This window comes from Streptomyces sp. NPDC056883, from assembly GCF_042788835.1.
GTDB classification, from domain to species: Bacteria; Actinomycetota; Actinomycetes; order Streptomycetales; family Streptomycetaceae; genus Streptomyces; species Streptomyces stoeckheimensis.
In genome coordinates this window covers 31985-53938 of record NZ_JBHUBS010000022.1, presented here as the reverse complement: position 1 = coordinate 53938, position 21954 = coordinate 31985, and the positions used below count along the sequence as shown (strand labels likewise).

At 72.5% G+C, this 21954-nt stretch carries 24 protein-coding genes; 10 read left to right on the top strand and 14 right to left on the bottom strand.

Features of this window, described 5'->3' with window-relative positions:
* Positions 1 to 3: 3 nt before the first annotated feature.
* Together ACFRU2_RS35885 and ACFRU2_RS35880 are read right to left on the bottom strand one after the other, a co-directional pair.
* The gene (locus ACFRU2_RS35885) at positions 4 to 207 is read right to left on the bottom strand and encodes a DUF397 domain-containing protein (RefSeq protein ID WP_382980221.1); all 204 of its coding nucleotides are present in this window, start codon (positions 205 to 207) and stop codon (positions 4 to 6) included.
* The gene (locus ACFRU2_RS35880; protein WP_382980219.1) at positions 188 to 1039 is read right to left on the bottom strand and encodes a helix-turn-helix domain-containing protein; all 852 of its coding nucleotides are present in this window, start codon (positions 1037 to 1039) and stop codon (positions 188 to 190) included. Before ACFRU2_RS35880 ends, ACFRU2_RS35885 begins: the two co-directional genes overlap by 20 nt.
* A 120-nt stretch (positions 1040 to 1159) precedes the next feature.
* Between ACFRU2_RS35880 and ACFRU2_RS35875 the strand changes: the two genes are divergently transcribed.
* Both ACFRU2_RS35875 and ACFRU2_RS35870 read left to right on the top strand, forming a co-directional pair.
* Entirely contained in the window at positions 1160 to 1366 is a 207-nt protein-coding gene (locus ACFRU2_RS35875) for a hypothetical protein (protein WP_382980218.1), read from the top strand.
* Positions 1363 to 1719 (top strand): ATP-binding protein, encoded by a 357-nt coding sequence (locus ACFRU2_RS35870; protein WP_382980216.1) that lies wholly within the window; start codon positions 1363 to 1365, stop codon positions 1717 to 1719. The genes ACFRU2_RS35875 and ACFRU2_RS35870 overlap by 4 nt, the downstream gene beginning before the upstream one ends.
* Here ACFRU2_RS35870 and ACFRU2_RS35865 read toward each other — a convergent pair.
* Entirely contained in the window at positions 1630 to 2106 is a 477-nt protein-coding gene (locus ACFRU2_RS35865) for a winged helix-turn-helix transcriptional regulator (protein WP_382980214.1), read from the bottom strand. The genes ACFRU2_RS35870 and ACFRU2_RS35865 overlap by 90 nt on opposite strands.
* Before the next feature lie 110 nt (positions 2107 to 2216).
* Between ACFRU2_RS35865 and ACFRU2_RS35860 the strand changes: the two genes are divergently transcribed.
* The 4 genes from ACFRU2_RS35860 to ACFRU2_RS35845 all read left to right on the top strand — a co-directional run bounded on the left by ACFRU2_RS35860 (position 2217) and on the right by ACFRU2_RS35845 (position 7333).
* Entirely contained in the window at positions 2217 to 2885 is a 669-nt protein-coding gene (locus tag ACFRU2_RS35860) for an NADPH-dependent F420 reductase (RefSeq protein WP_382980213.1), read from the top strand.
* A 207-nt stretch (positions 2886 to 3092) separates the two neighbouring features.
* Entirely contained in the window at positions 3093 to 4919 is a 1827-nt protein-coding gene (locus ACFRU2_RS35855) for an acyl-CoA dehydrogenase (protein ID WP_382980211.1), read from the top strand.
* Between the two features lie 272 nt (positions 4920 to 5191).
* Positions 5192 to 5935 carry a hypothetical protein gene (locus ACFRU2_RS35850; RefSeq protein WP_382980209.1) on the top strand — a complete coding sequence of 248 codons (744 nt, stop codon included), beginning with the start codon at positions 5192 to 5194 and terminating at the stop codon, positions 5933 to 5935.
* A 99-nt stretch (positions 5936 to 6034) separates the two neighbouring features.
* On the top strand, positions 6035 to 7333 hold the full coding sequence (locus ACFRU2_RS35845) for a M18 family aminopeptidase (protein ID WP_382980207.1): 1299 nt from the start codon (positions 6035 to 6037) through the stop codon (positions 7331 to 7333).
* 102 nt (positions 7334 to 7435) lie between these two features.
* On the opposite strand, the gene ACFRU2_RS35840 is transcribed toward ACFRU2_RS35845, so the two are convergent.
* The 4 genes from ACFRU2_RS35840 to ACFRU2_RS35825 form a co-directional block, all read right to left on the bottom strand.
* Positions 7436 to 9274, bottom strand: a complete 1839-nt coding sequence (locus ACFRU2_RS35840; RefSeq protein ID WP_382980205.1) for an NHL domain-containing thioredoxin family protein — start codon at positions 9272 to 9274, stop codon at positions 7436 to 7438.
* Positions 9275 to 9331: 57 nt separating this feature from the next.
* Positions 9332 to 10264, bottom strand: a complete 933-nt coding sequence (locus tag ACFRU2_RS35835; protein WP_382980203.1) for a serine hydrolase — start codon at positions 10262 to 10264, stop codon at positions 9332 to 9334.
* Positions 10265 to 10461: 197 nt separating this feature from the next.
* On the bottom strand, positions 10462 to 11349 hold the full coding sequence (locus ACFRU2_RS35830; RefSeq protein WP_382980201.1) for a hypothetical protein: 888 nt from the start codon (positions 11347 to 11349) through the stop codon (positions 10462 to 10464).
* The gene (locus ACFRU2_RS35825; protein ID WP_382980200.1) at positions 11346 to 11867 is read right to left on the bottom strand and encodes a SigE family RNA polymerase sigma factor; all 522 of its coding nucleotides are present in this window, start codon (positions 11865 to 11867) and stop codon (positions 11346 to 11348) included. The genes ACFRU2_RS35830 and ACFRU2_RS35825 overlap by 4 nt, the downstream gene beginning before the upstream one ends.
* Before the next feature lie 288 nt (positions 11868 to 12155).
* Here ACFRU2_RS35825 and ACFRU2_RS35820 point away from each other — a divergent pair, with 288 nt between their 5' ends.
* Entirely contained in the window at positions 12156 to 12572 is a 417-nt protein-coding gene (locus tag ACFRU2_RS35820) for a hypothetical protein (protein ID WP_382980198.1), read from the top strand.
* Here the strand turns inward: ACFRU2_RS35820 and ACFRU2_RS35815 are convergent.
* Positions 12569 to 13372 carry a hypothetical protein gene (locus tag ACFRU2_RS35815; protein WP_382980196.1) on the bottom strand — a complete coding sequence of 268 codons (804 nt, stop codon included), beginning with the start codon at positions 13370 to 13372 and terminating at the stop codon, positions 12569 to 12571. The genes ACFRU2_RS35820 and ACFRU2_RS35815 overlap by 4 nt on opposite strands.
* Positions 13373 to 13404: 32 nt before the next feature.
* Here ACFRU2_RS35815 and ACFRU2_RS35810 point away from each other — a divergent pair, with 32 nt between their 5' ends.
* Positions 13405 to 13911, top strand: a complete 507-nt coding sequence (locus ACFRU2_RS35810; RefSeq protein ID WP_382980194.1) for an LURP-one-related/scramblase family protein — start codon at positions 13405 to 13407, stop codon at positions 13909 to 13911.
* Positions 13912 to 13917: 6 nt separating this feature from the next.
* Here the strand turns inward: ACFRU2_RS35810 and ACFRU2_RS35805 are convergent, their stop codons facing one another.
* The gene (locus ACFRU2_RS35805) at positions 13918 to 14670 is read right to left on the bottom strand and encodes a hypothetical protein (protein WP_382980192.1); all 753 of its coding nucleotides are present in this window, start codon (positions 14668 to 14670) and stop codon (positions 13918 to 13920) included.
* Between the two features lie 88 nt (positions 14671 to 14758).
* Positions 14759 to 15538: a carbon-nitrogen family hydrolase gene (locus ACFRU2_RS35800; protein ID WP_382980191.1), complete on the bottom strand. Its 780-nt coding sequence runs from the start codon at positions 15536 to 15538 to the stop codon at positions 14759 to 14761.
* A gap of 172 nt (positions 15539 to 15710) precedes the next feature.
* On the opposite strand from ACFRU2_RS35800, the gene ACFRU2_RS35795 reads away from it, so the two are divergent.
* Together ACFRU2_RS35795 and ACFRU2_RS35790 are read left to right on the top strand one after the other, a co-directional pair.
* A complete protein-coding gene (locus ACFRU2_RS35795) occupies positions 15711 to 16541 on the top strand; it encodes a maleylpyruvate isomerase family mycothiol-dependent enzyme (protein ID WP_382980190.1) in 831 nt (276 codons plus the stop codon).
* Between the two features lie 32 nt (positions 16542 to 16573).
* The gene (locus ACFRU2_RS35790) at positions 16574 to 17200 is read left to right on the top strand and encodes a helix-turn-helix domain-containing protein (protein ID WP_382980189.1); all 627 of its coding nucleotides are present in this window, start codon (positions 16574 to 16576) and stop codon (positions 17198 to 17200) included.
* A gap of 241 nt (positions 17201 to 17441) precedes the next feature.
* Here the strand turns inward: ACFRU2_RS35790 and ACFRU2_RS35785 are convergent, their stop codons facing one another.
* From ACFRU2_RS35785 to ACFRU2_RS35770, 4 genes are all read right to left on the bottom strand, one after another.
* Entirely contained in the window at positions 17442 to 18974 is a 1533-nt protein-coding gene (locus tag ACFRU2_RS35785) for a nitrate/nitrite transporter (protein ID WP_382980188.1), read from the bottom strand.
* Positions 18971 to 19630 (bottom strand): GntR family transcriptional regulator, encoded by a 660-nt coding sequence (locus ACFRU2_RS35780; protein WP_382980187.1) that lies wholly within the window; start codon positions 19628 to 19630, stop codon positions 18971 to 18973. Before ACFRU2_RS35780 ends, ACFRU2_RS35785 begins: the two co-directional genes overlap by 4 nt.
* 71 nt (positions 19631 to 19701) lie before the next feature.
* A complete protein-coding gene (locus tag ACFRU2_RS35775) occupies positions 19702 to 20007 on the bottom strand; it encodes a protease inhibitor I42 family protein (RefSeq protein WP_382980186.1) in 306 nt (101 codons plus the stop codon).
* 25 nt (positions 20008 to 20032) lie between these two features.
* On the bottom strand, positions 20033 to 21952 hold the full coding sequence (locus ACFRU2_RS35770; RefSeq protein ID WP_382980185.1) for a C1 family peptidase: 1920 nt from the start codon (positions 21950 to 21952) through the stop codon (positions 20033 to 20035).
* Between the last annotated feature and the right edge of the window lie 2 nt (positions 21953 to 21954).

Genomic DNA, 21954 nt, shown 5'->3' with positions numbered 1-21954 from the left:
CGGTCAGTGGGACTTCAGCCCCCGCACGAAGCCGTGCCATGCGGTGGCCCCGATCATGAGGACGGGCCCGCCCTCCACCTTGGAGTCCCGCACGGGGACGAGCCCGGTCAGGCCGTCGGCCACCTCTACGCAGTCACCGCCGGTGCCGTTGCTGAAGCTGCTCTTGCGCCAGCAGGCGGACGTCAAGTCAATCGCGGTGCTTGCCATTTCTGAAGTCCTCTGCAGCTGCGTCGATCCTCGCCAGGGACGCCTCAGGTGACAGCGCGACAGCCCTGAGCAGATCGTACGACCTGCGGTAGTCCTTCACGAGGGCCGGAAAGTCGATGAGTTGTCCGCTGTGCAGGCTCTCGGTGTACACGACGGGCGGCGCATCCACGAAGGTCATCACCTTGGCCATGCCCATCATGAACGGATGGGCCGCAGCGTTTTCCGGAACGATCTGCAGAATGGAACGAGTGGTTCTGACCACGTTCGCGATGTGGTCCAGCAACTCGACCATCCCGCCCGCGGGCACCACCCGCCGCCGGATCAGCGACTCGTCCACTACCACCCAGTAGGCCGGGGGCGACTCGCCCTTGAACAGCTGGGCCCGCGCGACTCGGGCCTGCACCTTCTCCTCGACCTCGCTGTCGAGGGCCCGGGGCATCGCTGCCCGCGTGAGCGCCCGCGCATAAGCGGGTGTCTGCAACAGGCCGGGGACGAGCATCGGAGCCCACTCCTCGATGGTCTCCGCGTACGGCTCCATCTCCGCGACGTCCGCGAAGTACTCCGCGTGCCCGGACTGCCTCGCCTTGCGCGCATCTTCACAGCGCCGCTCGAAAAACCCGTCCGTGCCCAGCTTCCCGTCCACGTGCCGGGCCAGATCCAGCGGCATGCGCCGCTCGCCGTGCTCGATCTGGCTCAGGAACGGCACTCCCCGAAAGCTGCCCTCCGCCAACTGTTCCAGCGTGAGCCCCGCGGATTCCCGTTTGTAGCGCAGCTCGGCGCCATAGAAGGACGGCACATTCGCCGAAGCGTCGGGGTCCTTACGAGCGGGCACAACCCACCACCGCCATTTGCCACTTGTCCAGCGGAACTCGAAACTCTTCCCACGCTACGCCGAGCCGCGCCACGCTGTGAGCAGTTCGTCACTCCCCGCTGCGAAAAGGCCGACGTCCCCATGAGCGACCACCCCCACGACCACGAGGCGACCCAGGCCCTGGAGAACCTCCGCTCCGCACTCTCCGGGCACGGGATCGTGCTGCCCTCCCTCGACCTCCACCTCCTCTCCTACGCCGGGCGGTACGCCAGCCCACCCCTGATCGCCCTCGGCAACTGCAACCCCGCCACCGCGCAGCGCCTCGCCGACGCCCTGGGCGCGCGGTGACCCTCGTGCTGCGGCTGCTCGCCACCCCCGGGGCCGTCCCCCTGGCCCGGCACGCCGTGCGCGAGCACACCCGCAGCCACGACGCCGAGCTCTGTGTGAGCGAGCTGCTCACCAACGCCCTCCTCCACCTCGGCGAAGGCACGCCCGTCACGCTGCGGGTCACCGGAAGGGCAGCCCGTACGCGGGTCGAGCTCACCGACCCCGACCCGCACGCATGCCCCGTACCGCGGGAAGCAGCCGCAGACCAGGAGTCCGGGCGGGGCCTAGCCCTGCTCGACGCGCTGGCGCTGCAATGGGGCGTCATCCAGGGGCCCGGGAGCAAGACCGTCTGGGCCGAGCTCGCGCAGCCGTAGGCGGGCTTCGTACCGGTCCTGCGCGTCGAGCACGTCGTCCGCGTGCTGCGCGGCCCAGGCCCCCATCGCCCGCATCGGCGTGAGCAGGGCCGTACCGGCCGCGGTCAGGGCGTAGTCCACCCGCGGCGGGGCCTCGGCGTACGCCCGCCGCTCCACGAGGCCGTTGCGCTCCAGCCGCCGCAGCGCCTCGTTCAGCGCCTTCGGGCTGATCCCGCCGATCCGTGCGACCAACGCCCGCGGCCGCATCGGCCGGCCCGCCGCGCCGAGCGTGAAGACCACGACGCTGTCCCAGCGGTTCGCCAGCACCTCGAAGGCGACGCGCGCCCGGCAGTCCGCCGTGTACGTGAGGTCCGGCAGCCCCGCGGCCGGTTCGGGCAGCTTCTCCATGCGCCCCATCCTGCCGCCCCCGATGGACACCGGTCGGTGTGTATCGCCATCCGTAGCTTCGGCCACCGGAGAACGACGGCAACGACAGACAACAGAAAGAGGTGGCGGCGATGCAGATCGGCGTACTGGGAACGGGAGCCATGGCGGAGTCCCTGGGCGGGGCCTGGGTGCGGGCCGGGCACGAGGTGTTCGTCGGCGGGCGCGACGAGGCGGCGGCCCTGGCCCTGGCCCGGCGGATCGGGGCGGCCGGGCACGGGAGCCTCGCGCGGGCGGCGGAGTACGGGGAGCTCGCGCTGCTCGCCGTACCGGCCGAGGCGGCCCCGGCGCTGGCGGCGGAGCACGCGGCGGCGCTGGCCGGGCGGGCGGTGGTGGACTGCACGAACCCGCTGGCTCCGGGGGCGGGCGGGGTGATGCTGACCACCGACGGCGGGCCGAGCACGGCCGCCCGCGTCCAGGCGGCGGCGCCCGGGGCGCACGTGGTGAAGGCCTTCAACCTGGCCCACGAGAGCGTGTGGGGGCTGCCGGTCTCCGCCTTCGGCGGGACCCGGCCCGCGGTGCCGTACTGCGCCGACGACGCGGGGGCCGCCGAGCGCGTCGCGGAACTGGTCACCGGGATGGGTTGGACCCCGATGCCGGCCGGAGGGCTGGACCGGGCCGGGTACGTGGAGGCCACGGCCGCCTTCGTGATCGGCGTGTGGTGGGCGGGCGGCTCGCCCCGGCTGGCCTTCCCGGAGCCGGTGGCGGCGGAGCAGGCCGTCGCCCACGGCGCCGGCGCCTGAGCGCGCGGCCGCCCCTCGAGTGAGACCGAGGCGGGACTGAGGCCGGACTGAGGGGGCTCTCGGGACAGTCGTCCGAGAGAGAGGTCACAGTCCCGCCGGTAGGGGTTGCACTTTATTACCGGCGGGTAGCATCATTACGTTACCGATTGGTATGCACGCACGCACGAGGATCCTTCCCGTCTCACCGAGCACTACGGAGCCGTCGCCATGGGGCACTACAAGTCGAATCTCCGCGACATCGAGTTCAACCTCTTCGAGGTGCTCGGGCGCGACAACGTGTACGGCACCGGCCCGTTCGGTGAGATGGACACCGAGACCGCGAAGACCATCCTCAGCGAGATAGCCAAGCTCTCCGAGAACGAGCTGGCCGCGTCCTTCGAGGACGCCGACCGCAACCCGCCGGTCTTCGACCCGACGACGAACACCGCGCCCGTCCCGGCGTCCTTCAAGAAGAGCTACAAGGCCTTCATGGACTCCGAGTACTGGCGTCTGGGCCTGCCCGAGGAGATCGGCGGCACCACCTCGCCCCGCTCCCTGATCTGGGCCTTCGCCGAGACGATCCTGGGCGCGAACCCGGCCGTGTGGATGTACTCCTCCGGCCCGGCGTTCGCCGGCGTCCTCTTCGAAGAGGGCAACGAGGTCCAGAAGAAGATCGCCGCGCTCGCGGTCGAGAAGCGCTGGGGCTCCACGATGGTCCTCACCGAGCCGGACGCCGGTTCGGACGTCGGCGCCGGCCGCACCAAGGCGGTCCAGCAGGACGACGGCTCCTGGCACATCGAGGGCGTGAAGCGCTTCATCACCTCGGGCGAGCACGACATGGAGGAGAACATCCTCCACTACGTCCTCGCGCGCCCCGAGGGCCACGGCGCGGGCACCAAGGGCCTCTCGCTCTTCCTGGTCCCGAAGTTCCACTTCGACTGGGAGACCGGCGAGCTGGGCGAGCGCAACGGCGTCTACGCGACGAACGTCGAGCACAAGATGGGCCTCAAGGCCTCCAACACGTGCGAGATGACCTTCGGCGACCAGCACCCCGCCAAGGGCTGGCTGATCGGTGACAAGCACGACGGCATCCGCCAGATGTTCATGATCATCGAGTTCGCCCGGATGATGGTCGGCACGAAGGCCATCGCGACCCTGTCGACCGGCTACCTGAACGCCCTGGAGTACGCCAAGGAGCGCGTGCAGGGTCCGGACCTGGCCAACTTCATGGACAAGACGGCCCCCAAGGTCACCATCACGCACCACCCCGACGTGCGCCGCTCGCTCATGACGCAGAAGGCGTACGCCGAGGGCATGCGCGCCCTGGTCCTGTACACCGCCTCCGTCCAGGACGAGATCCAGGTCAAGCAGGCCGCCGGTGAGGACACCGCGTCCCTCGTGGGCCTCAACGACCTGCTCCTGCCGATCGTGAAGGGCTACGGCTCCGAGAAGTCCTACGAGCAGCTCGCGCAGTCGCTCCAGACCTTCGGCGGCTCGGGCTACCTGCAGGAATACCCGATCGAGCAGTACATCCGCGACGCCAAGATCGACACCCTCTACGAGGGCACCACGGCCATCCAGGGCCAGGACTTCTTCTTCCGGAAGATCGTCCGCGACCAGGGTGCCGCCCTGAACGTCCTCACCGAGACGATCAAGAAGTTCCTGGCCGAGGGCGAGGGCGGCGAGGAGCTGGCCCCGGCCCGCGACGCGCTCGCCAAGGCGGCCGTCGACCTGGAGGCCATCGTCGGCCAGATGGTCGTCGACCTCACCGCCACCGGCGAGGACGTCAAGAACATCTACAAGGTCGGCCAGAACACCACCCGGCTGCTGATGGCCTCCGGTGACGTGGTCGTCGGCTACCTGCTCCTCAAGGGCGCGGCCGTGGCCGCCGAGAAGCTGCCGGCCGCCTCCGCCAAGGACGTGCCGTTCTACACCGGCAAGATCGCCGCGGCGAAGTTCTTCGCCGGCGAGGTCCTGCCGGGCGTCGCGGTGGCCCGCGCGCTCGCCGAGGCCGTCGACAACACCCTGATGGAGCTCGACGAGGCCGCGTTCTAGCCTCACGGGTCCCTCCAACCCCCCACCTGTACGCGGTGTACGTACACACAGACGGCCGGGCCCTCCCGCACGGGGGCCCGGCCGTCGGCGTGCGCTCGGGCTCGCGCGGCGGGGGCGGCGTCGGGGGCCACGGCCCGGACCGGAGCCGGGACCGGAGCCGGGACCGGCGACCGGCGACCGGCCCGGCGCGGAACCCCGCACCCCATGGCTCCACCCCCGGCGGGACCTGCGGGGTTCCCGGGATGTCGGTGGTTCGTGGGACGCTCGTGGGTATGAGTCCACAGGAGCAGCAGCGCGGCAGCAGGGGGTACTCGGTCCCGACCGGGCGGCCCTATGCCCTCAAGGAGCTGCAGTCCGCCGTGGGCAGCCTCGGAGACCACCTCAAGGAGCTCTACGAGGGCGCCCACCCCACCGAGTACGAATCGGTGGCCGACGCCCTCTACACCGCCTTCCAGACCGCCGCCGGGCTCGCTCCCGCCAAGAGCTACACCGGCTGCCCGGAGCACCCCAACGGCGCCCTCGACCCCGAGGCGCCCGACGGCTGGGGGCGCTGCCTGATCTGCAACGACCGGCGCCGCCTCGGACTGCGCGCACAGGGCGCCCGCGCCGCGTCCGCCGCCGCCCCGCCCGCGGGCGAGCAGCGCCGGCTCGGATACCCCGTGCCCGAGCCCCCGTACACGCTCCAGGCCCTCCAGGCCCGCCTGCGCACGGTCGAGGAGCGGCGCTTCCACCTGAGCCTGTCCTCGCCCCCCGAGGACTTCGTCGCCATGGCCGACGACCTGCACCGGGCCTTCATCGTGGCCCGCGAACTGTCCCGGCCGCGCAACGCCTCCGGCTGCTCCGAACACCCCGGCGCACCCATCGACCCCGACGCCCCTCCCGGTGAGGCCTGTATCTTCTGCGCCGGACGCAAGAGGCGCGCGCAGCGCTCCGCGCAGACCCCGGAAATGCTCCCGCGCATCCGCCGGGGCGAGCGCAGACAGTTGCAGCGCCGCTTCGACCGTCCGCCGGGCTGACACAGCCCGGGGGCCCGGACCACACCCCCGCGGCCCCTTCCTCCGGCTATCCGCCGCAGTCCGGCCATGACGAACACGACCGTCGTTAAGGTGACCCACATGAGCTCTCCCGCCGCCGCCCGCTTCGACCGCGGCCACACCGACGATCTGATGACCTTCCTGGCGGCGAGTCCGTCGCAGTACCACGCCGTGGCCAACGCGGCCGAGCGGCTGGAGAAGGCCGGATTCAGGCAGTTGGCCGAGACCGACGCGTGGGACGCGAGCACGGGAGGCAAGTTCGTACTCCGCGGGGGCGCGATCATCGCCTGGTACGTGCCCGAAGGCGCGGCCGCGCACACCCCGTTCCGGATCATCGGCGCGCACACCGACTCCCCCAACCTCCGGGTCAAGCCGCTGCCCGACACCGGCGCCCAGGGCTGGCGGCAGATCGCCGTGGAGATCTACGGCGGCACCCTGCTCAACACCTGGCTCGACCGCGACCTGGGCCTGGCCGGACGCCTCACCCTCCTCGACGGCACCGAACGGCTCGTCAACATCGACCGTGCGCTGATGCGCGTACCCCAACTCGCCGTGCACCTCGACCGGTCGGTGAACACCGACGGGCTCAAGCTGGACAAGCAGCGGCACATGCAGCCGATCTGGGGCCTCGGCGACGTCCACGAAGGCGACCTCATCGCCTTCCTGGAGGACGAGGAAGGCCTCGAGCGCGGCTCCGTCGCCGGATGGGACCTGATGGTCCATTCGATCGAGCCCCCGGCCTACCTCGGCCGCGACCGCGAGCTCCTCGCGGGCCCGCGCATGGACAACCTGCTCTCCGTCCACGCGGGCGTCGCGGCGCTGGTGGCCGCCTCCACGGCCGACACCCTCACCCACATCCCCGTCCTGGCCGCCTTCGACCACGAGGAGAACGGCTCGCAGTCGGACACCGGCGCGGACGGCCCGCTCCTGGGCAACGTGCTGGAACGTTCGGTCTTCTCCCGCGGCGGCACCTACGAGGACCGCGCGCGGGCCTTCGCCGGCGCGATCTGCCTCTCCTCGGACACCGGCCACGCCGTGCACCCCAACTACGCGGAGCGCCACGACCCCACGCACCACCCGCGCGCCAACGGCGGCCCGATCCTGAAGGTCAACGTCAACCAGCGCTACGCGACCGACGGCAGCGGCCGCGCGGTGTTCGTGGCCGCCTGCGAGCGCGCCGGCGTCCCGTGGCAGACCTTCGTCTCCAACAACTCGATGCCGTGCGGCACCACGATCGGCCCGATCACCGCGGCCCGCCACGGCATCCAGACGGTCGACATCGGCGTGGCCATCCTCTCGATGCACAGCGCCCGCGAACTGTGCGGCGCGGACGACCCGTACCTCCTGGCCAACGTCATCCTGGCGTTCCTGGAGAACTGACCGGCCGTCATCACGCCGTCATGACCGTGCCCGCCGGGGGATCTCCCCCGGCGGGCACGGTCGGTGACGTCGACGCCGCGACTCGGTCGTCCATGCCGTGGCTCAGTCGTCCATCCCGGCCAGCACCAGGGGCAGTCGGGTCGCGCCGCCCGCGGTGATGCTCACCGGCACTCCCCAGTCCTGCTGGTGGACGTGGCAGGCCGGGTACTCGTTCTCCGGGTCGTCGTCGCAGGACGCGGCCATCGCGGAGACGTGCAGGACGCCCTCGGTCAGGTCCGGGTTCAGCGCGAGCTCCCGGAACAGGTCGGTCCCGGCCCCTTCCCCCGCCGTCAGCAGCTCGGGCGGGGTCGAGGAGACGAGCAGCCGGGTCGAGGGGCCGTAGCGGGTGTCGAGCTTCTGGCCGCTCGGGGCCTGGAAGACGATGTCGAGGCGGAGCGTGCCGGGGGCCACCTCGGTGGCGGCCCGCTGGGTGCGGTGGGCGACCGCGTCGACCCGTACGGCCTCCTCCGGGAGGCGCAGCCGGGTCAGCCGGTGCCGGGCCGACTCCACCACGACGATGTCGTCGCCGACGAGCACGGCGTCGCTGGGCTCGCGCAGATCGGTGGCGAGCGTGGTGACTTGCCCCGTCGCCGGGTCGTACCGCCGCAGGGCGTGGTTGTACGTGTCGCACACCGCGACCGAGCCGTCGGGCAGCGCGGTGACGCCGAGCGGGTGCTGGAGCAGCGCCTGCGCGGCGTCGCCGTCCCGGTGCCCGAAGTCGAAGAGGCCGGAGCCGACGGCGGTGCGGATGGCGTAGCCGTCGCCCTCCCGCTCGACGTACCGGAGCGCGCTCGTCTCGGAGTCGGCGATCCACAGCCGGTCCTCCGTGGCCGCGAGCCCGGACGGCTGGGCGAACCAGGCCTCGGCGGCCGGCCCGTCGTGCAGCCCCTCGTTGGTCGTTCCGGCGGCGACGGCGACGGCGCCGCCCTCCGGGTCCCAGGTCCACAGCTGGTGGACGCCCGCCATGGCGATCCACACCCGGCCCTGCCACCAGGCCACGTCCCACGGCGAGGACAGGTCGACGTCGAGGGCCGGCCCCGAGGTCGGGGACCCCTGCCACCACTGCCGCCCGGTCCCGGCGACGGTCTCCACGGCCCCGGTCGCGGGGTCGAAGCGCCGCAGCGCGTGATTGACGGTGTCGGCGACGACCACGGACCCGTCGGGCAGCAGCGCCAGCCCCTGGGGCTCGCTGAAGGATTCCGCCCCGAAGCCGCGCTCCCCGCCGCCGATGCGCCGTACGACGCTCTCCCCGTCGGGGGCCAGCTCCACCAGCTGGTGCCGGGTCGTGTCGGAGACGAGCAGGTTCCCGGAGGGCAGCACGAGCGCCTTCCCGGGGAACCGCAGGTCGCCCGCCACCGGCTCGGGCGCCACGTACGGCCCGTCCCCGCGCCGCAGCGTCCCCTTGGCCTCGTGCTCGGCCTCCAGCTCCTCCACGAGCGTGGCGATGGCGTGCGCGTGCCCCTCCCCGGCGTGCTGCGCGACGACGTACCCCTCGGGGTCGATCACCACGAGCGTGGGCCAGGCACGGACGGCGTACTGCTTCCAGGTCGCGAGCTCGGGATCGTCGAGCACGGGGTGGTGCACCCCGTACCGCTCGACGGCATCGACGACGGCCGCGTGCTCGGCCTCGTGCACGAACTTCGGCGAGTGCACACCGACGATCACGACGGTGTCGCGGTGCTTCTCCTCCAGCTCGCGCAACTCGTCGAGCACGTGGAGGCAGTTCACACAGCAAAAGGTCCAAAAATCGAGGATCGTAATGCGTCCTCGCAGGTCGGCGAGGGTGAGGTCCTTGCCGCCGGTGTTGAGCCAGCCACCCTTGCCGATCAGCTCGGGGGCACGGACACGGGCACGTCGGCGGGGCGCGGGCGCAGGGGTGGGCGCCGGGGCGGCATCGTTCATGCTTCAAGCTTGCCATCCGCCCGTGAACTCGGGATCACGCGCGTACGAAGCCCCTGCTCAGGCCGTACGCTCCAGCAGCGCCTCGGCCGCGGCCGACGCGGCGCGCTCTATGAGGGCCGTGCCGGCCTCGCGGGTGGGCTGGGCGTCGGTGAGGACGGCGATCAGGAGCGTGTGCCCGTCGCGCTCGACGAGGCCGATGCTGTTGACGGCCCACCGCGGGGGCGTCCCGCCCGGGAGCCAGCCGTTCTTGAGCACGGGCCGGGCACCGGGGGTGCCCGCTGCGCCGACGCCCCAGTCCTGGTCGGCGGCGATGTCACCCATGAGGGCGCGGACGTAGGAGCGGGATGCGGTGGTCAAGGGGGAGTTCTCCGTGAACACCGCCTTCAGGAGGGCGAGTTGGTCGGCGACCGTGGTGCGGGTCAGGCCCCAGGGGCCCCGCTGGCCGGCGTGTGCCGGGGTGAGGCCGAGGCGTGCGTTGGCCGCGTCCAGGCCCTGGCGTCGGCCGATGGCGGTCCAGAGTTCCTGCGCCGCGTCGTTGTCACTGACGCGGATCATGGCCGAGGCCAGCCGCCGCTGGGCGGGGGTGAGCGGGACCCCGCGGTCCTGGGCCCGTAGGAGGAGGGCGGCCAGGATGTTCACCTTGATGATGCTCGCGGAGGTGAAGGTCTCGGTGGACGGGCCGTACGTCGCCGCGCGGCCCGAGGTGAGGTCCAGGGTGGCGAGCGCGTAGCGGCCGTGGTGCGGCCCGAGCCCGTCGAGCGCGCGGTGGACGGCCTGCTCCGGGGTCGCCGTGTCCGGGGAGGGCGGCGGCGTGCCGGGCACGGGCGGGGCGGGTGCCGTCGGCGCGGTCGCCGTCGGGGCCGTCGCCGCCATCCGCAGGGGTCGCGGGGGCGTGCCCTCGGCGGCACCCGGGGTGGGGATCAGGAAGTGGGCCGCCAGGGTGGCGCCCACGAGCAGGGGGAGCACGAGTAAGGGTGTCCGGCGCTTCATGCGGGGACTCGCTTTCGGATGTCCGGGCACGCGGACATCGCCCCGCGGCGCGTCAGGGCGCGTCAGGGCATGCCGGAGCGAGCCGTGGCGTGTGTGGGTGGAGGCGCGTGTGGGAGCGCGGCCGGGCCCGCCGGAATGCGGCAGGGCGCCGTCAGGGTGCGGCCGGCGGCCGGCTCAGCGGCCGCCGGCGGTGCGGCTCATCCGCCGCAGGATCGGGCGATCTTGTCGTTCTGGTCGATGTCGATGGGGAAGGCCCGAGTGCCGCCGAGGTCCACGGTCCATCCGTGGGTGAGGGTTCCGGACGAGGGGTTGTCGGCGAGCCAGAAGGGGGGCGCGGTGTAGGAGCAGGTGCCACCGTGCTGCGAGCCCCGGGCGGATCGAAGCTGCGCGGTCACGAACTGCTGCGCGAGCGTCTCCAGTGCCGTGGAGTCACCGGACTTGGTGGCCTTCACCAGTCCGCCGTAGAAGCCGGACACCGTCGGGTCACCGCCCTTGCCGCCTCCGGAGCCCGTCGAGCAGGTCAGGTCGACCACCAGACCCGTGGTCCCGTCGAAGGTGAGGGAGGGGGCTTCGTCGAGCGGCTCGGTCCCCTGGTACAGCAGGACCTGACCCGGCACCAGCACGCCGTCGACCGCGGAGCCGCAGGTCACACCGAGCGAGTCGGTGCCCCAGATCCGCCGGTAGGTGGGCTCGTTGGCGAACAGCGCCGCCACCTCGGCCGGATCCACCTGGGAGCGGGTGGCCGGGTTCTGGTAGCGCAGGGCGGCGAGGAACAGGGTGTGCGTCGCCTTGGCCGGGTCGACCGGGGGCCGTTTGACGGGCTGGGACGGGGCCGGAGGCAGGCTGGGACCCGGTGCGGTCGCTGCCGGTGCGGGCGTCGAGGTGCGGTCCCGGCCCTCCTGGACGGCGAAGCCGGCGCCCAGGGCCACGATCGCCGCGGCCGCCGCCGCACCCGTCTGCAGGCGGCGCCTGCGCTGCCGTACCCGCCCGATGAGTCCGTCCACGTCGTAGCCGCGCGGCGGTTCCTGCTGCGCCCGGTCGAGCATGGCCGCGGCCAGCTCCTCCTCCAGGTCGAAGTCCTTCATGCCGCCCCTTCCGAACCCGCGCGCAGTGCCTGTGTACCGACGGTCGACCGGAGCTTCGACAGGCCCCGGGCCACCTGGGACCGGACCGAGCCGGTCGAGATGTTCATCAAGCGGCCGATCTCCGCGTCGTCGAGGTCCTCGAAGTACCGCAGTACGAGCACGGTGCGCATGCCGACCGGCAGGGACTGCAGTTCGCGCATCAGCTCGTCGCGGACCACGAGACCTCTGTACGGATCGACGTGCCCGCCCCCGATGCCGTCGTCCAGGGGTACTTCCGGACGGCCGCGCAGCCTGCGCCAGCGGTCGTTCGCGAGGTTCACCAGGATCCGGCGCGCATAGGCCTCCGGTGCATCGGCGGAGCGGACCTTGCGCCAGTGCCGGCACACCTGCTCCAGCGTGGACTGCACCAGGTCGTCGGCCACGTGCCGCTCGCCGGTGATCAGCAGGGCGGTCCTGAACAGTGCCGAGGACCGTGCCTGCACGAAGGCCGTGAAGGCGGGAACGTCAGCGGTTCGCATGGCCACCCGGCCCGTGCCTCTTGCGCATCTGCACCCCTCCCGAAGCCCCGTTGGCTCCCCCGACGTACCTGACGGAGGCAACTCCCCGACTGCTGCACGCGATCCCCGACCGTGACCCAAGCGTTATCTTCCGCACCTCCTCCGGCGCCCCTGCACGGTTCTGACCAGGTACGCAGGGCGGCACAGGATGAGTAGGCGTACTCAGGTGGCGGGCCGCGGCAGCTTCGAGACTGACTGCACAACGAAGCGGAACGCACGCAGAACACAGAACGGGAAACGAGGAACGTGATGGGACGGCGCTGGTCGAAGCCCGAGATGTGGGTGCCCGCTGGATACCTGGCGGTGGTGCTCTCGATGCTGGTCTACATCGCGATCGGCAGCCGGACCGGTGACATCGGGATGTTCGCGGCCCTGCCGATCCTGGCCACCGCGCCGGTCAGCCTCCTCCTGCTGAGCGCCTTCATCCCCACCCCGGACGAGTCGGCCTGGGACGAGCCGCCCGTGGAGTCCGTGCCGGACTCCGCCCCGCTCCCCTCGGACTGGGTGGCCCCGGACACGTCCCTCGACGACTCCAAGCTCGGCATGTTCGGCGAGCTCGGCCTCTACGGCGCGGTCCTGGTCGGCGCCCTCGTCAACGCCGGGGCGATCTGGGCCCTGCTCCGCTACGTGGCCCGGCGGGCCGTCGCCAAGGGTGCGCGGGGCTAAGAGGCTCCGAAGCTCCGGAGGGAGCGGACCAGGGACGTGATGAAGGTGTTCTGGACCTCGGGCGGGAGGAGGTCCAGGGAGAGGTACGGGTTGAGGTCCTCCAGCTCCACCAGGAGGAGGTCGCCCGAGGGGGCCCGGCAGGCGTCCACGCGCTGGATGCCGTGGGTGAGGGTGTTCCAGGCGATGAAGGTGCGGGCGAAGTCCAGGTCCGCGGGGGTCGGGTCGTAGGGGACCAGCTCCCAGCGGCGGGCCGGGTCGGGGGCGTAGAGGGCGTACTGGAAGGTGTCGTCCACGAAGTAGAAGGACACCTCGTACGCGAAGTCGATGCGCGGCTGGATCAGGAACTCCCCCGGGGCGCAGTCCGGGTGCGGGGTGAAGGTGAGGCCTATCGAGTCCGCTCCCTGTTTCGGCTTCACCGCGTAGCTGGGGGACGCGGGGAGGAGCGACAGGTGCGCCGGGTCGTCGATCGTGGGGATGACCGGGTGCCCGGAGGCGGTCAGGTCCACCAGGTACTGCTTGCCCGCCATGTCGCCCCGGCCCGTCAGGGGGTTGTAGACGCGGGTGCCGGCGGCGAGGGCGGCCGCGCGGAAGGAGTCGTAGGCCTCCTGGTGGTGGAGGACCGGGCCGCTGTTGCGGACGACCACGGTGTCGAAGGCCGGGAGGAGCGCCTCCGCGTCCAGGGGGTGGCACAGGGCGAGGGGGAAGTGCTCGCGCAGGCGTGCGGTGAGGAAGACGTCCTCGTCGCCGTAGCGGCGGCCGCGCGCCGGGTAGGACAGGTCGGTCACGTAGAGGAGTGGCATGACCGGAACCTATCGCGGGCAGCGATGAGGGCGTGAAATACCTGGTACGGGACAAAATGCTGGCCATCGGGGACGACTACTGGATCGAGGACGAGGACGGCCGGCACGCCTTCCTCGTGGACGGGAAGGCCCTGCGGTTCCGGGACACCCTGGAGCTGAAGGACCCCGACGGGCGGCTCCTCATCACGCTGCGGGAGAAGCTCTTCGCCCTGCGCGACGCGATGACGCTGGAGCGCGACGAGCGGCGGCTCGCGGTGATCCGGAAGAAGCGGTTCTCGCTGCTGCGCAACCACTACCTGGTGACGCTCAGCGAGGGCACCGAGCTCGATGTCAGCGGGCGGATCCTGGACCGGGAGTTCAAGGTCGAGTACGACGGGGAGCTGCTCGCGCTGATCTCCCGCCAGTGGTACCGGGTCCGCGAGACGTACGCCGTCGACGTGGTCCGCGAGGACGCGGACGCCTCGCTGCTGATCGCCGTCGCGGTGTGCGTGATCCGGATGGCGGAGAAGGAGCGGGAGGGTCCGGGCGACACCCCCTAGGGGCGCTCAGTCGCAGTCGCCGAGGCCGCAGTCCTTGAGCGGGCCGGCGCCGGGGACGGCCTTCAGGGCCTCGCGCAGGGCCTCGCGCAGGGCGGCGCGCTCGGGTCCGGTGAGGCTCTTGTCGTACGTCACCTGCACGCGGGTCACGGGATCGTCGAACGCCTCGTGGACGCCTGTCACCCCGTCCAGCCGGAGGTCCACCTTGGGGAGGCCGTCCTCGCTGTACAGGGAGCTGGGGATCTCCACGGAGTAGGCGTACGAGGGCCTCAGGTAGGCGTTGTACGCCAGCCAGCCCGCGGCGGTCAGGGACGCCGCGGACACCAGCACGGCGACGGCGGCGGACGCCCAGGCGAGGGCCGGGCTGCGGCGCGGATCGGCCCAGGCGGCGAGCAGCAGGACGATCGCCGACGGAATCACCGGGAAGAAGCCGAAGCAGGCCAGCAGGATCCCGATGAGGAGCCCGAAGCCGCCGGCGGCGGTGCACAGGGTCCGGAACGCATCGCGCTCCCGGACGAAGGGGGTCCAGGCGATGGCGACGAGCGGGAGGAGCAGGACCATGCCGAGCGGGGACGTCGCGCAGAAGGCCGTCATGGCGACCATGAGGAGGGCGGCGAGACCGGCCATCGAGCGCTGGAGCCAGTGGGCCCGTTCCGCCGGCTTCGATTCCGCCGGACCCGATTCCGCCGGACCCGATGCCGCCGGACCCGACTGCTCGGCGCCCGTCTGCGCCGGTCTCTCGTCTGCTTTCGCGTCCGTCATGGCCCGCACCCCGTCCGTGTACTCGCTCTCGTCCCCCGAGGGCTCCGGGCGAGTAAAGCACGCAGGTGGCGCGGGCCCTCCGACGGGCTCAGAGGCCGAGACGGCGGTCCTTCAGGGCCGGGAACTGCTCGCGGGTCTCGGCGACCTTCTTGGGGTCGAGGTCCACCGTCAGGACCTCCTCCCCCGGGCCCGCCTCGGCGAGGACCTCGCCCCACGGGTCCACGACCAGGCTGTGGCCGGCCTGTTCCACGCCCCCGTTGCTGCCGGCCGACCCGCACGCGAGGACGTACGACTGGTCCTCGACGGCACGGGCCCGGTTCAGCAGCGTCCAGTGCTCCCGGCGGCGGGCCGGCCAGCCCGCGGAGACGACCAGCGTCGTCGCCCCGGCGTCGACCAGGCCGCGGAACAGCTCCGGGAAGCGCAGGTCGTAGCAGGTGGCCAGGCCGAGGGTCTGCTCCGGGAGGGCGACCGTGGTCAGGGTCTCGCCCGCGGACATCATGACGGCCTCGCCCTGGTCGAAGCCGAAGCGGTGGATCTTGCGGTACGTGGCGGCGAGCTCGCCCGTCGGGGAGAGGACGAGCGCGGTGTTGTAGAGCGAGCCGTCGCCCGCGCGCTCCACGAAGGAGCCGGCGTGCAGCCAGACCCCGGCGTCGCGGGCGGCCGCGGCCATGGCCCCGTAGGTCGGGCCGTCCAGCGGCTCCGCCTCTGTCTCGAACTGCTCGTAGGCGAAGGCGCCCACGGTCCACAGCTCGGGCAGGACGACGAGGTCCGACCCGGACTGTTCGCGTACGAGGTCGGCGACCCGGGAGCGGCGGGAAACCACCGACTCGCCCTCATTCACCGCGATTTGGATCAGGGAAGCGCGCACAGTACCACCGTCCTGGCTTTCAAGCCGTCAACTCGGGCCTACGATCGTCACACGAAAGCACTGCCGGGGTGCTCACCGGCAGCGTAGTTTTGAAGCCATTGCACAAGCTTCCAGAACGCGCCACTGCACCTAACGCGCCAACAGGCCGATGAACAGCACGCGAGGGGTCCCGTTGACCGTCCATCCGCATCCCAGCCTTCAGCCCTATGCCGACGCGTGGACCCACTCCATCGAGGCGATATCCGAGCTGGTCCTCCCGTTGACGGAAGGCGAGTGGAGCCGGGCGACGCCCTGCCCGAACTGGTCCGTGCGCGACGTCGTGTCCCACGTCATCGGGATCGAGTGCGAGCAGCTGGGCGACCCGCGGCCGATCCACACCCTGCCGCGGGACCTGCTCCACGTGGTCGACGAGTTCTCCCGGTACATGGAAGTGCAGGTCGACGTGCGGCGGCACCACACCGCGCCCGAGATGACCTCCGAGCTGGAGTACACGATCATCCGCCGCTCCCGTCAGCTGCGGAACGAGAAGCGGGATCCGGACACCGTGATCCGCGGCCCGCTGGGCGAGCCGGCCACCCTGGAGCACTCGCTCCGGCTGCGCGCGTTCGACGTGTGGATCCACGAGCAGGACCTGCGGGCGGCCCTGGGGCAGCCGGGGAACTGGGACTCGCCCGGGGCCTACGTGGCCAGGGACCTCCTGCTCGCCGGGCTGCCGAAGGTGGTCGCGAAGAAGGCCGGCGCGCCCGCGAACTCGGCCGTCGTCATCGACGTGCACGGCGCGCTGGAGTTCATGCGGACCGTACGGGTCGACGCGGAGGGCCGCGGCACCATCGACAAGGCCCCCTCGCTGGGGCCCGCGGTGACGCTGACCCTGGACTGGGAGACGTACGTGCGCCTCGCGGCCGGCCGGGTGCGTGCGCACACCGTGGCCGACCGGGTGAAGGTGGAGGGTGACCCGGCGCTGGCCGAGGCCATCCTGGCCCACTTCTCCGTGACTCCGTGACCCCGTGACCCCGTAGGCCGGAGAAACCTTTGGTGTGGTCGGACCAGGTGGTCCAGGCGGACCGGGTGCTCGCGGAGCAGATCCCCGCCGACCGGGGCATGGGGGCGATCCTCGCGCAGTACATGCGCTCCCTCGCCGCGCACGGGGAGGAGTGCGCGCCCGCCGAGCTGGAGCAGTTGGGCGCCATCGCCCTCGACCTGGCCGGTGCCTGCCTCGCCGGGCGGCCCGGCGCCGAGGACGAGCCGTCCGAGGAGGGCCGGGCCCGGGAACTGTCGGCGCGGATCGACCGCTTCATCGGGCACAACCTCGGCGATCCCGACCTGAGCCCGTCCGTGGTCGCCGCCCGGCACGGCATGTCGCTGCGCCGGCTCCAGCTCCTCTTCCGGGAGCGCGGGGAGAGCGTGGCGGCCACGATCCGGCGGCGCCGCCTGGAGGGCTGCCGCGAGGACCTCTCCGACCCCGGTCAGGTCACCGTCCCCGTCCGCACCGTGGCCCTGTGTTGGGGATTCACCAACGCCTCCGTGTTCAGCCGCCTGTTCCGCGAGACGTACGGGGCCGGCCCGAGCGAGTTCCGCCGCGCGGCGGTGGCGCAGGCCTCGGCGGAGGCAGAGGCGGAGGCCGATGCCGAGGCGGGTTCCGCGGCCGCGAGCCCGGCCTGATCGGCACGGCGCCGCCCAACCCCCTAAACCACAGCCGGGGCTGTTGCGCGGATTGTCAACGGTCCCTGCGCTCAGTGCACACGCGGCCGCGCGGAGCCCTCATAGGCTCGGCAGGCGTTGGCCGGAACCCGACTCCGCGGAGTCGACGGACGGACAGGTGGGAAAGGACGGGGGTCTGTCCCGCCCCGGCCCGTCCTCCTCGGTGCGGGGGCCTGCGCGCATGCCGGGCCGGCACCGGACGTCACCGGGCCGGCCGCGGGTCGGCAGGGGTGCCGACGGGGGTGCCGGCCCCGGCGGCCGCCACGGCGGTGGCGACCGGAACCGGGGCCGGCGGAGGCACCGACTGCGAGGGAAGTGCCACCGGCGGGACCGGGGTTCCTCCGCCCGCGCCTGCGCCCGTGCCCACCCGCTCGCGTTCGCGGGCCAGGGCGCGGCCGCGCAGGCGCAGGATCTGGGCGATGCCCAGGAGTTCCAGGACGAAGACCGACGAGAACGCGATGCGGTAGTTGTCCCCGGTGGCGTCGAGCAGCAGCCCCACCACCAGCAGGGTCGTCATCGAGGCGATGAAACCGCCCATGTTGGTGATTCCGGAGGCGGTGCCCTGACGGTCCGCCGGGTTGGCGGGGCGGGCGAAGTCGAAGCCGATCATCGACGCGGGCCCGCAGGTGCCCAGCACCAGGCAGAGCGCGATCAGCAGCCACATCGGCGCGTGGTCCCCGGGATAGGCCAGGACCGAGCCCCACAGCAGCGCGGTCAGGGCGACCGTGCCCAGGGCGAGGGGGATCCGGGAGGACTGCCGGCGGCCGACGATCTGGCCGTAGACCAGGCCGAGCGCCATGTTCGAGGCGACCACCAGCGTGAGCAGCCCGCCCGCGGTGGTCCGCGAGAGCCCCTGGGCCTCGACGAGGAAGGGCATGCCCCACAGCAGCAGGAACACCATGGCCGGGAACTGCGTCGTGAAGTGCACCCACAGACCCAGCTTGGTGCCGGGCTCCTTCCAGGAGTCGGCGATCTGGCGCCGTACGAAGCCCCCCGCCCCGGTGGCCGCCTGCGGCGCGGGCTCGTGACCCTCCGGGTGGTCACGCAGGAACAGCACCAGCGGGACCAGCACGACCAGGCCCGCCACCGCGCTGCCCGCGAACGCCGGCACCCAGCCGACCCCGTGCAGCACGGGAGCCAGCACCAGCGTGGAGATCAGGTTGCCGGCCATCCCGACCAGGCCGGCCAGCTGCGCCATCAGCGGGCCCCGGCGGGCCGGGAACCAGCGGGTGCCGAGCCGCAGGACGGAGATGAAGGTCATGGCGTCCCCGCAGCCCAGCAGGGCGCGGGCGGCCAGGGCCATCCCGTAGGAAGGGGAGAGCGCGAAGCCGATCTGTCCGGCGGTGAAGAGCACGGCGCCGAGGGTGAGCACCTTCTTGGTGCCGAGCCGGTCCACCATCAGGCCGACGGGTATCTGCATGCCCGCGTAGACCAGCAGCTGGAGCAGGGAGAAGGTGGACAGCGCCGAGGCGTTCACGTGGAAGCGGTCGGCGGCCTCCAGCCCGGCCACGCCGAGGCTGGTGCGGAAGATCACCGCCACGAAGTAGACGGCGACGCCGATGGACCAGACGAGCACCGCCTTGCGGCCGCCCGGCGGGTCCCGGAAAACGGAGGCCTCGGGTGCGGTCGGGGCGGGGGAAGCGGAGGCGGAAGCGGAGGCGGAGGCGGAGGCGGAGGCGGAGGCGGAAGCGGAGGCGGAGGCGGAAGCGGAGGCGGAGGCGGAGGCGGAGCTCATCGGGCGGACCCCCGCACCAGTTCCCCGACCCGGCTCACGTGGGCCCGTACCGCCGCGGCGGCCGTGTCCGCATCGCCCGCGCGCAGGGCGGCGAGGATCTCCCGGTGCTCGGCCAGCGTCCGCTCGACCCGCTCGGGGTGTGCGTGCAGCAGGGCCACGCCCATGCGGAGCTGGCGGTCGCGCAGTTGGTCGTAGAGGCGGCAGAGGATCTGGTTGCCGGCGCTGCGCACGATCTCCGCGTGGAAGGCACGGTCGGCGGCCATCATCGCCCCGAGTTCGCCGGCGTCACCGAGCCGGCGCTGCTCCTCGACCAGTTCCGCGAGCCGTTCCAGCAGCCCGGCCGGGGCGGGCACGGCCCGGCGCACGGTGAACTCCTCGACCAGCAGCCGGGTTTCGATCACGTCGGCGATCTCCTGGGCGGAGACGGCGAGGACGAGGGCGCCCTTCTTCGGGTACAGCTTCAGCAGTCCCTCGGTCTCCAGCCTCAGCAGCGCCTCGCGGACCGGTGTGCGCGAGACGCCTACGGCGACCGCGAGCTCGCCTTCGGTCAGCAGCACCCCGCCCTCGTAGCGGCGGTCGAGCACGGCCTGCTTCACGTGTTGGTAGACGCGTTCGGCAGCGGTCACGGTGGTACCGGCGGTACTGGCGGATGGCATGCGCACAGCATAGATACAACAGAGGTGCAAGTCGGAGGGCGTCCAGGATGTGGACCGTCACTCCGTGGACATCAGCGCACCACGACGTCCAGTACGAACTCGTCGTACGCGGCCTCCTCCGGATACGGCGGCCGGACCTGCGCGAAGCGGATCCTGGCCCGGCCCGCCACCCGCCCCCGTACGACGTACACCCGCTCCACCGTCGCCCCGGGCGGCGGCGGCTCCGCGGCGGGCGGCTGCGGCGCACCCTCCGCCACCGCGACGGCGTCCGCGTCGCCCGTCACCCGCCAGGTCCAGACGTAGCCGCGCGCACCGCGCCCGGTGAGCCGCAGCTCGTACGGCTCACCGGGCGCGAGCACCACCTCGCGCACCTCCACGCGGACCCTCCTCTCCCGTGGCGGCCTAAGCCGGGCCGATCACCGCCCCCTCGTGCCAGCCGGAGCCGTCGCGCCAGTAGTGCTGGAGCACGCGGTCGGTGCGCAGGACGATCACCTCCAGGTTGAACCCGAAACTGCCCTGGAGCATCCCGGTGACCGCCAGCACGTCGTGGCCGAAGAGGGCGGAGCGCTGCCAGGCGGCGCCGCCCGCGTTGCCGCGCCACCAGTGCTCGACGCGGCCGCCCGGGCCCGTCACGCACAGCTCGTAGTTCCCGGCGGTGTCCTCGTCGGCCGCCCCGTACTGCGCCTCGATCAGGCAGGGCGCGGAGGTGATGCCGGAGCCGAAGATCTCGCCGGGGCGCCACACGAACCCGTTCGGGTCGTCGCGCCACCACAGCTGCATCCGGCCGTCCGTGCGGGTGGCGACCAGGTCGAGGTGGCGGGAGCGGGTCTGGACCAGGGCCGGGCCGAAGTGGGCGATGCCGGTGGCGAAGCGGCCGCCGTCGTTCCAGGTCCAGGGCGCGCCGTTGATCCGCCACCAGTGGTTGAGGCGGCCGTCGGCGGTGCGGACGACCACCTCGAAGTTGCCCGGCGCCCCGTAGTCGCTTTGGATGAAGGCCGGGGTCGAGCCGACCGCCGCGTCGCCGGGGCCGAAGGCTCCGCCGTCGCGCCAGGCTCCGCCGAAGTGCTCGTAGTACCAGTGGCGGAGCCGGCCGCCGGTGGTGACGTGCAGCGACTCCATGTTCCGGTTGTAGGTGGTCCCCGTGAAGGCGGGCTGGCCCGAGGCGTCGGAGGCGAAGCCCTGGGCGCGGTTCCAGGCGTACGGGGCGTCGCCCTCGCGCCACCAGTGCCGGAGCGGGCCGCCTGCGGAGTCGGCGAGTGCCGCCAGCTCGAAGTTGCGGTGGGCGCGGCCGTTGCCGCTCTCGTAGACGTTGCCGGTGTGCAGGCGGCGCTTGCTCCACGGGTCGATGTTGGTGTCCTGGAGCCCGCACTTCGCCCAGTCGTCGATGCGCGCCTCGCCGTACGCGATCCGGCCGTAGCCGCCCACGTGGTAGCCGGTGCCCCAGGAGTTCTTGAACAGCCAGCAGCCGGCCGCGTCGTCGTAGCCGGTGATCAGGACGCAGTGACCGCCCGCCAGCCGGTCGCTGGTGCGGTGGTAGACGCCGGAGCCCAGGCCGAAGAAGTCCTCGTACACGTCGAAGCAGGCGGTCAGCGGGCCCACCGTGTCCAGCCACACCTTCTGCTGTTCCACGTCGCCGAGCCGTACGTACCCGGCGATGCGGACGGTCCGCCCGGAGCGGTCCCAGCTCGGGGTGTACTCCGCCCGCCAGGCCTCCCGGCGGTCCACGGGGGTTCCGGGCGGCGGCGGCGAGTACGGCCAGCAGCCCGGGTCCGCGAGTCCGCCGTTGGTCCGGATCCAGTCGAGGGCGGCCTCGGGGCTGCCCGTCTGTCCGCAGCGGGCCTTCAGCCCGTCGTGCACGTCCCCCTCGGACCGCTCGGCCCACACGTGGTGCTCGATGCGGGCCATCGACTCCACCAGGCCGGCCGCCCCGAACGCCCAGCAGGAGCTGCACGGGTTCTGGTCCTTCACCTTGGTGAGCCAGGCGTGACCCCACCGGCTCCGCCAGTCGACGGCGGACGGCCGGGCCGCCGCCGGCGCGCCGGTGTCCGCCCCCGCGAGCAGTCCGTGCGCCCTCCTGCGCCGGGTGAGGTGCGGATTTCCGCTGGCCCGGCCCACGAGGCTCCGCAGGTCCACCGGCGGCGCGGCCCCGGCGGGCGTCAGGTCCGGTGCCGCCGCCGTGCTCGCCCCCAGGCCCAGGGCGGGCTTCGGTACGGGATCCCCGTCGGCAAGGTGCTCGCTCACGGACCACCGCGCCCCGCGCGCCGCGAGCAGGGCCCGCAGCTCCCCCGCCGTCTGGACGCGCCCCTCCGACTGCTCCGGCATTC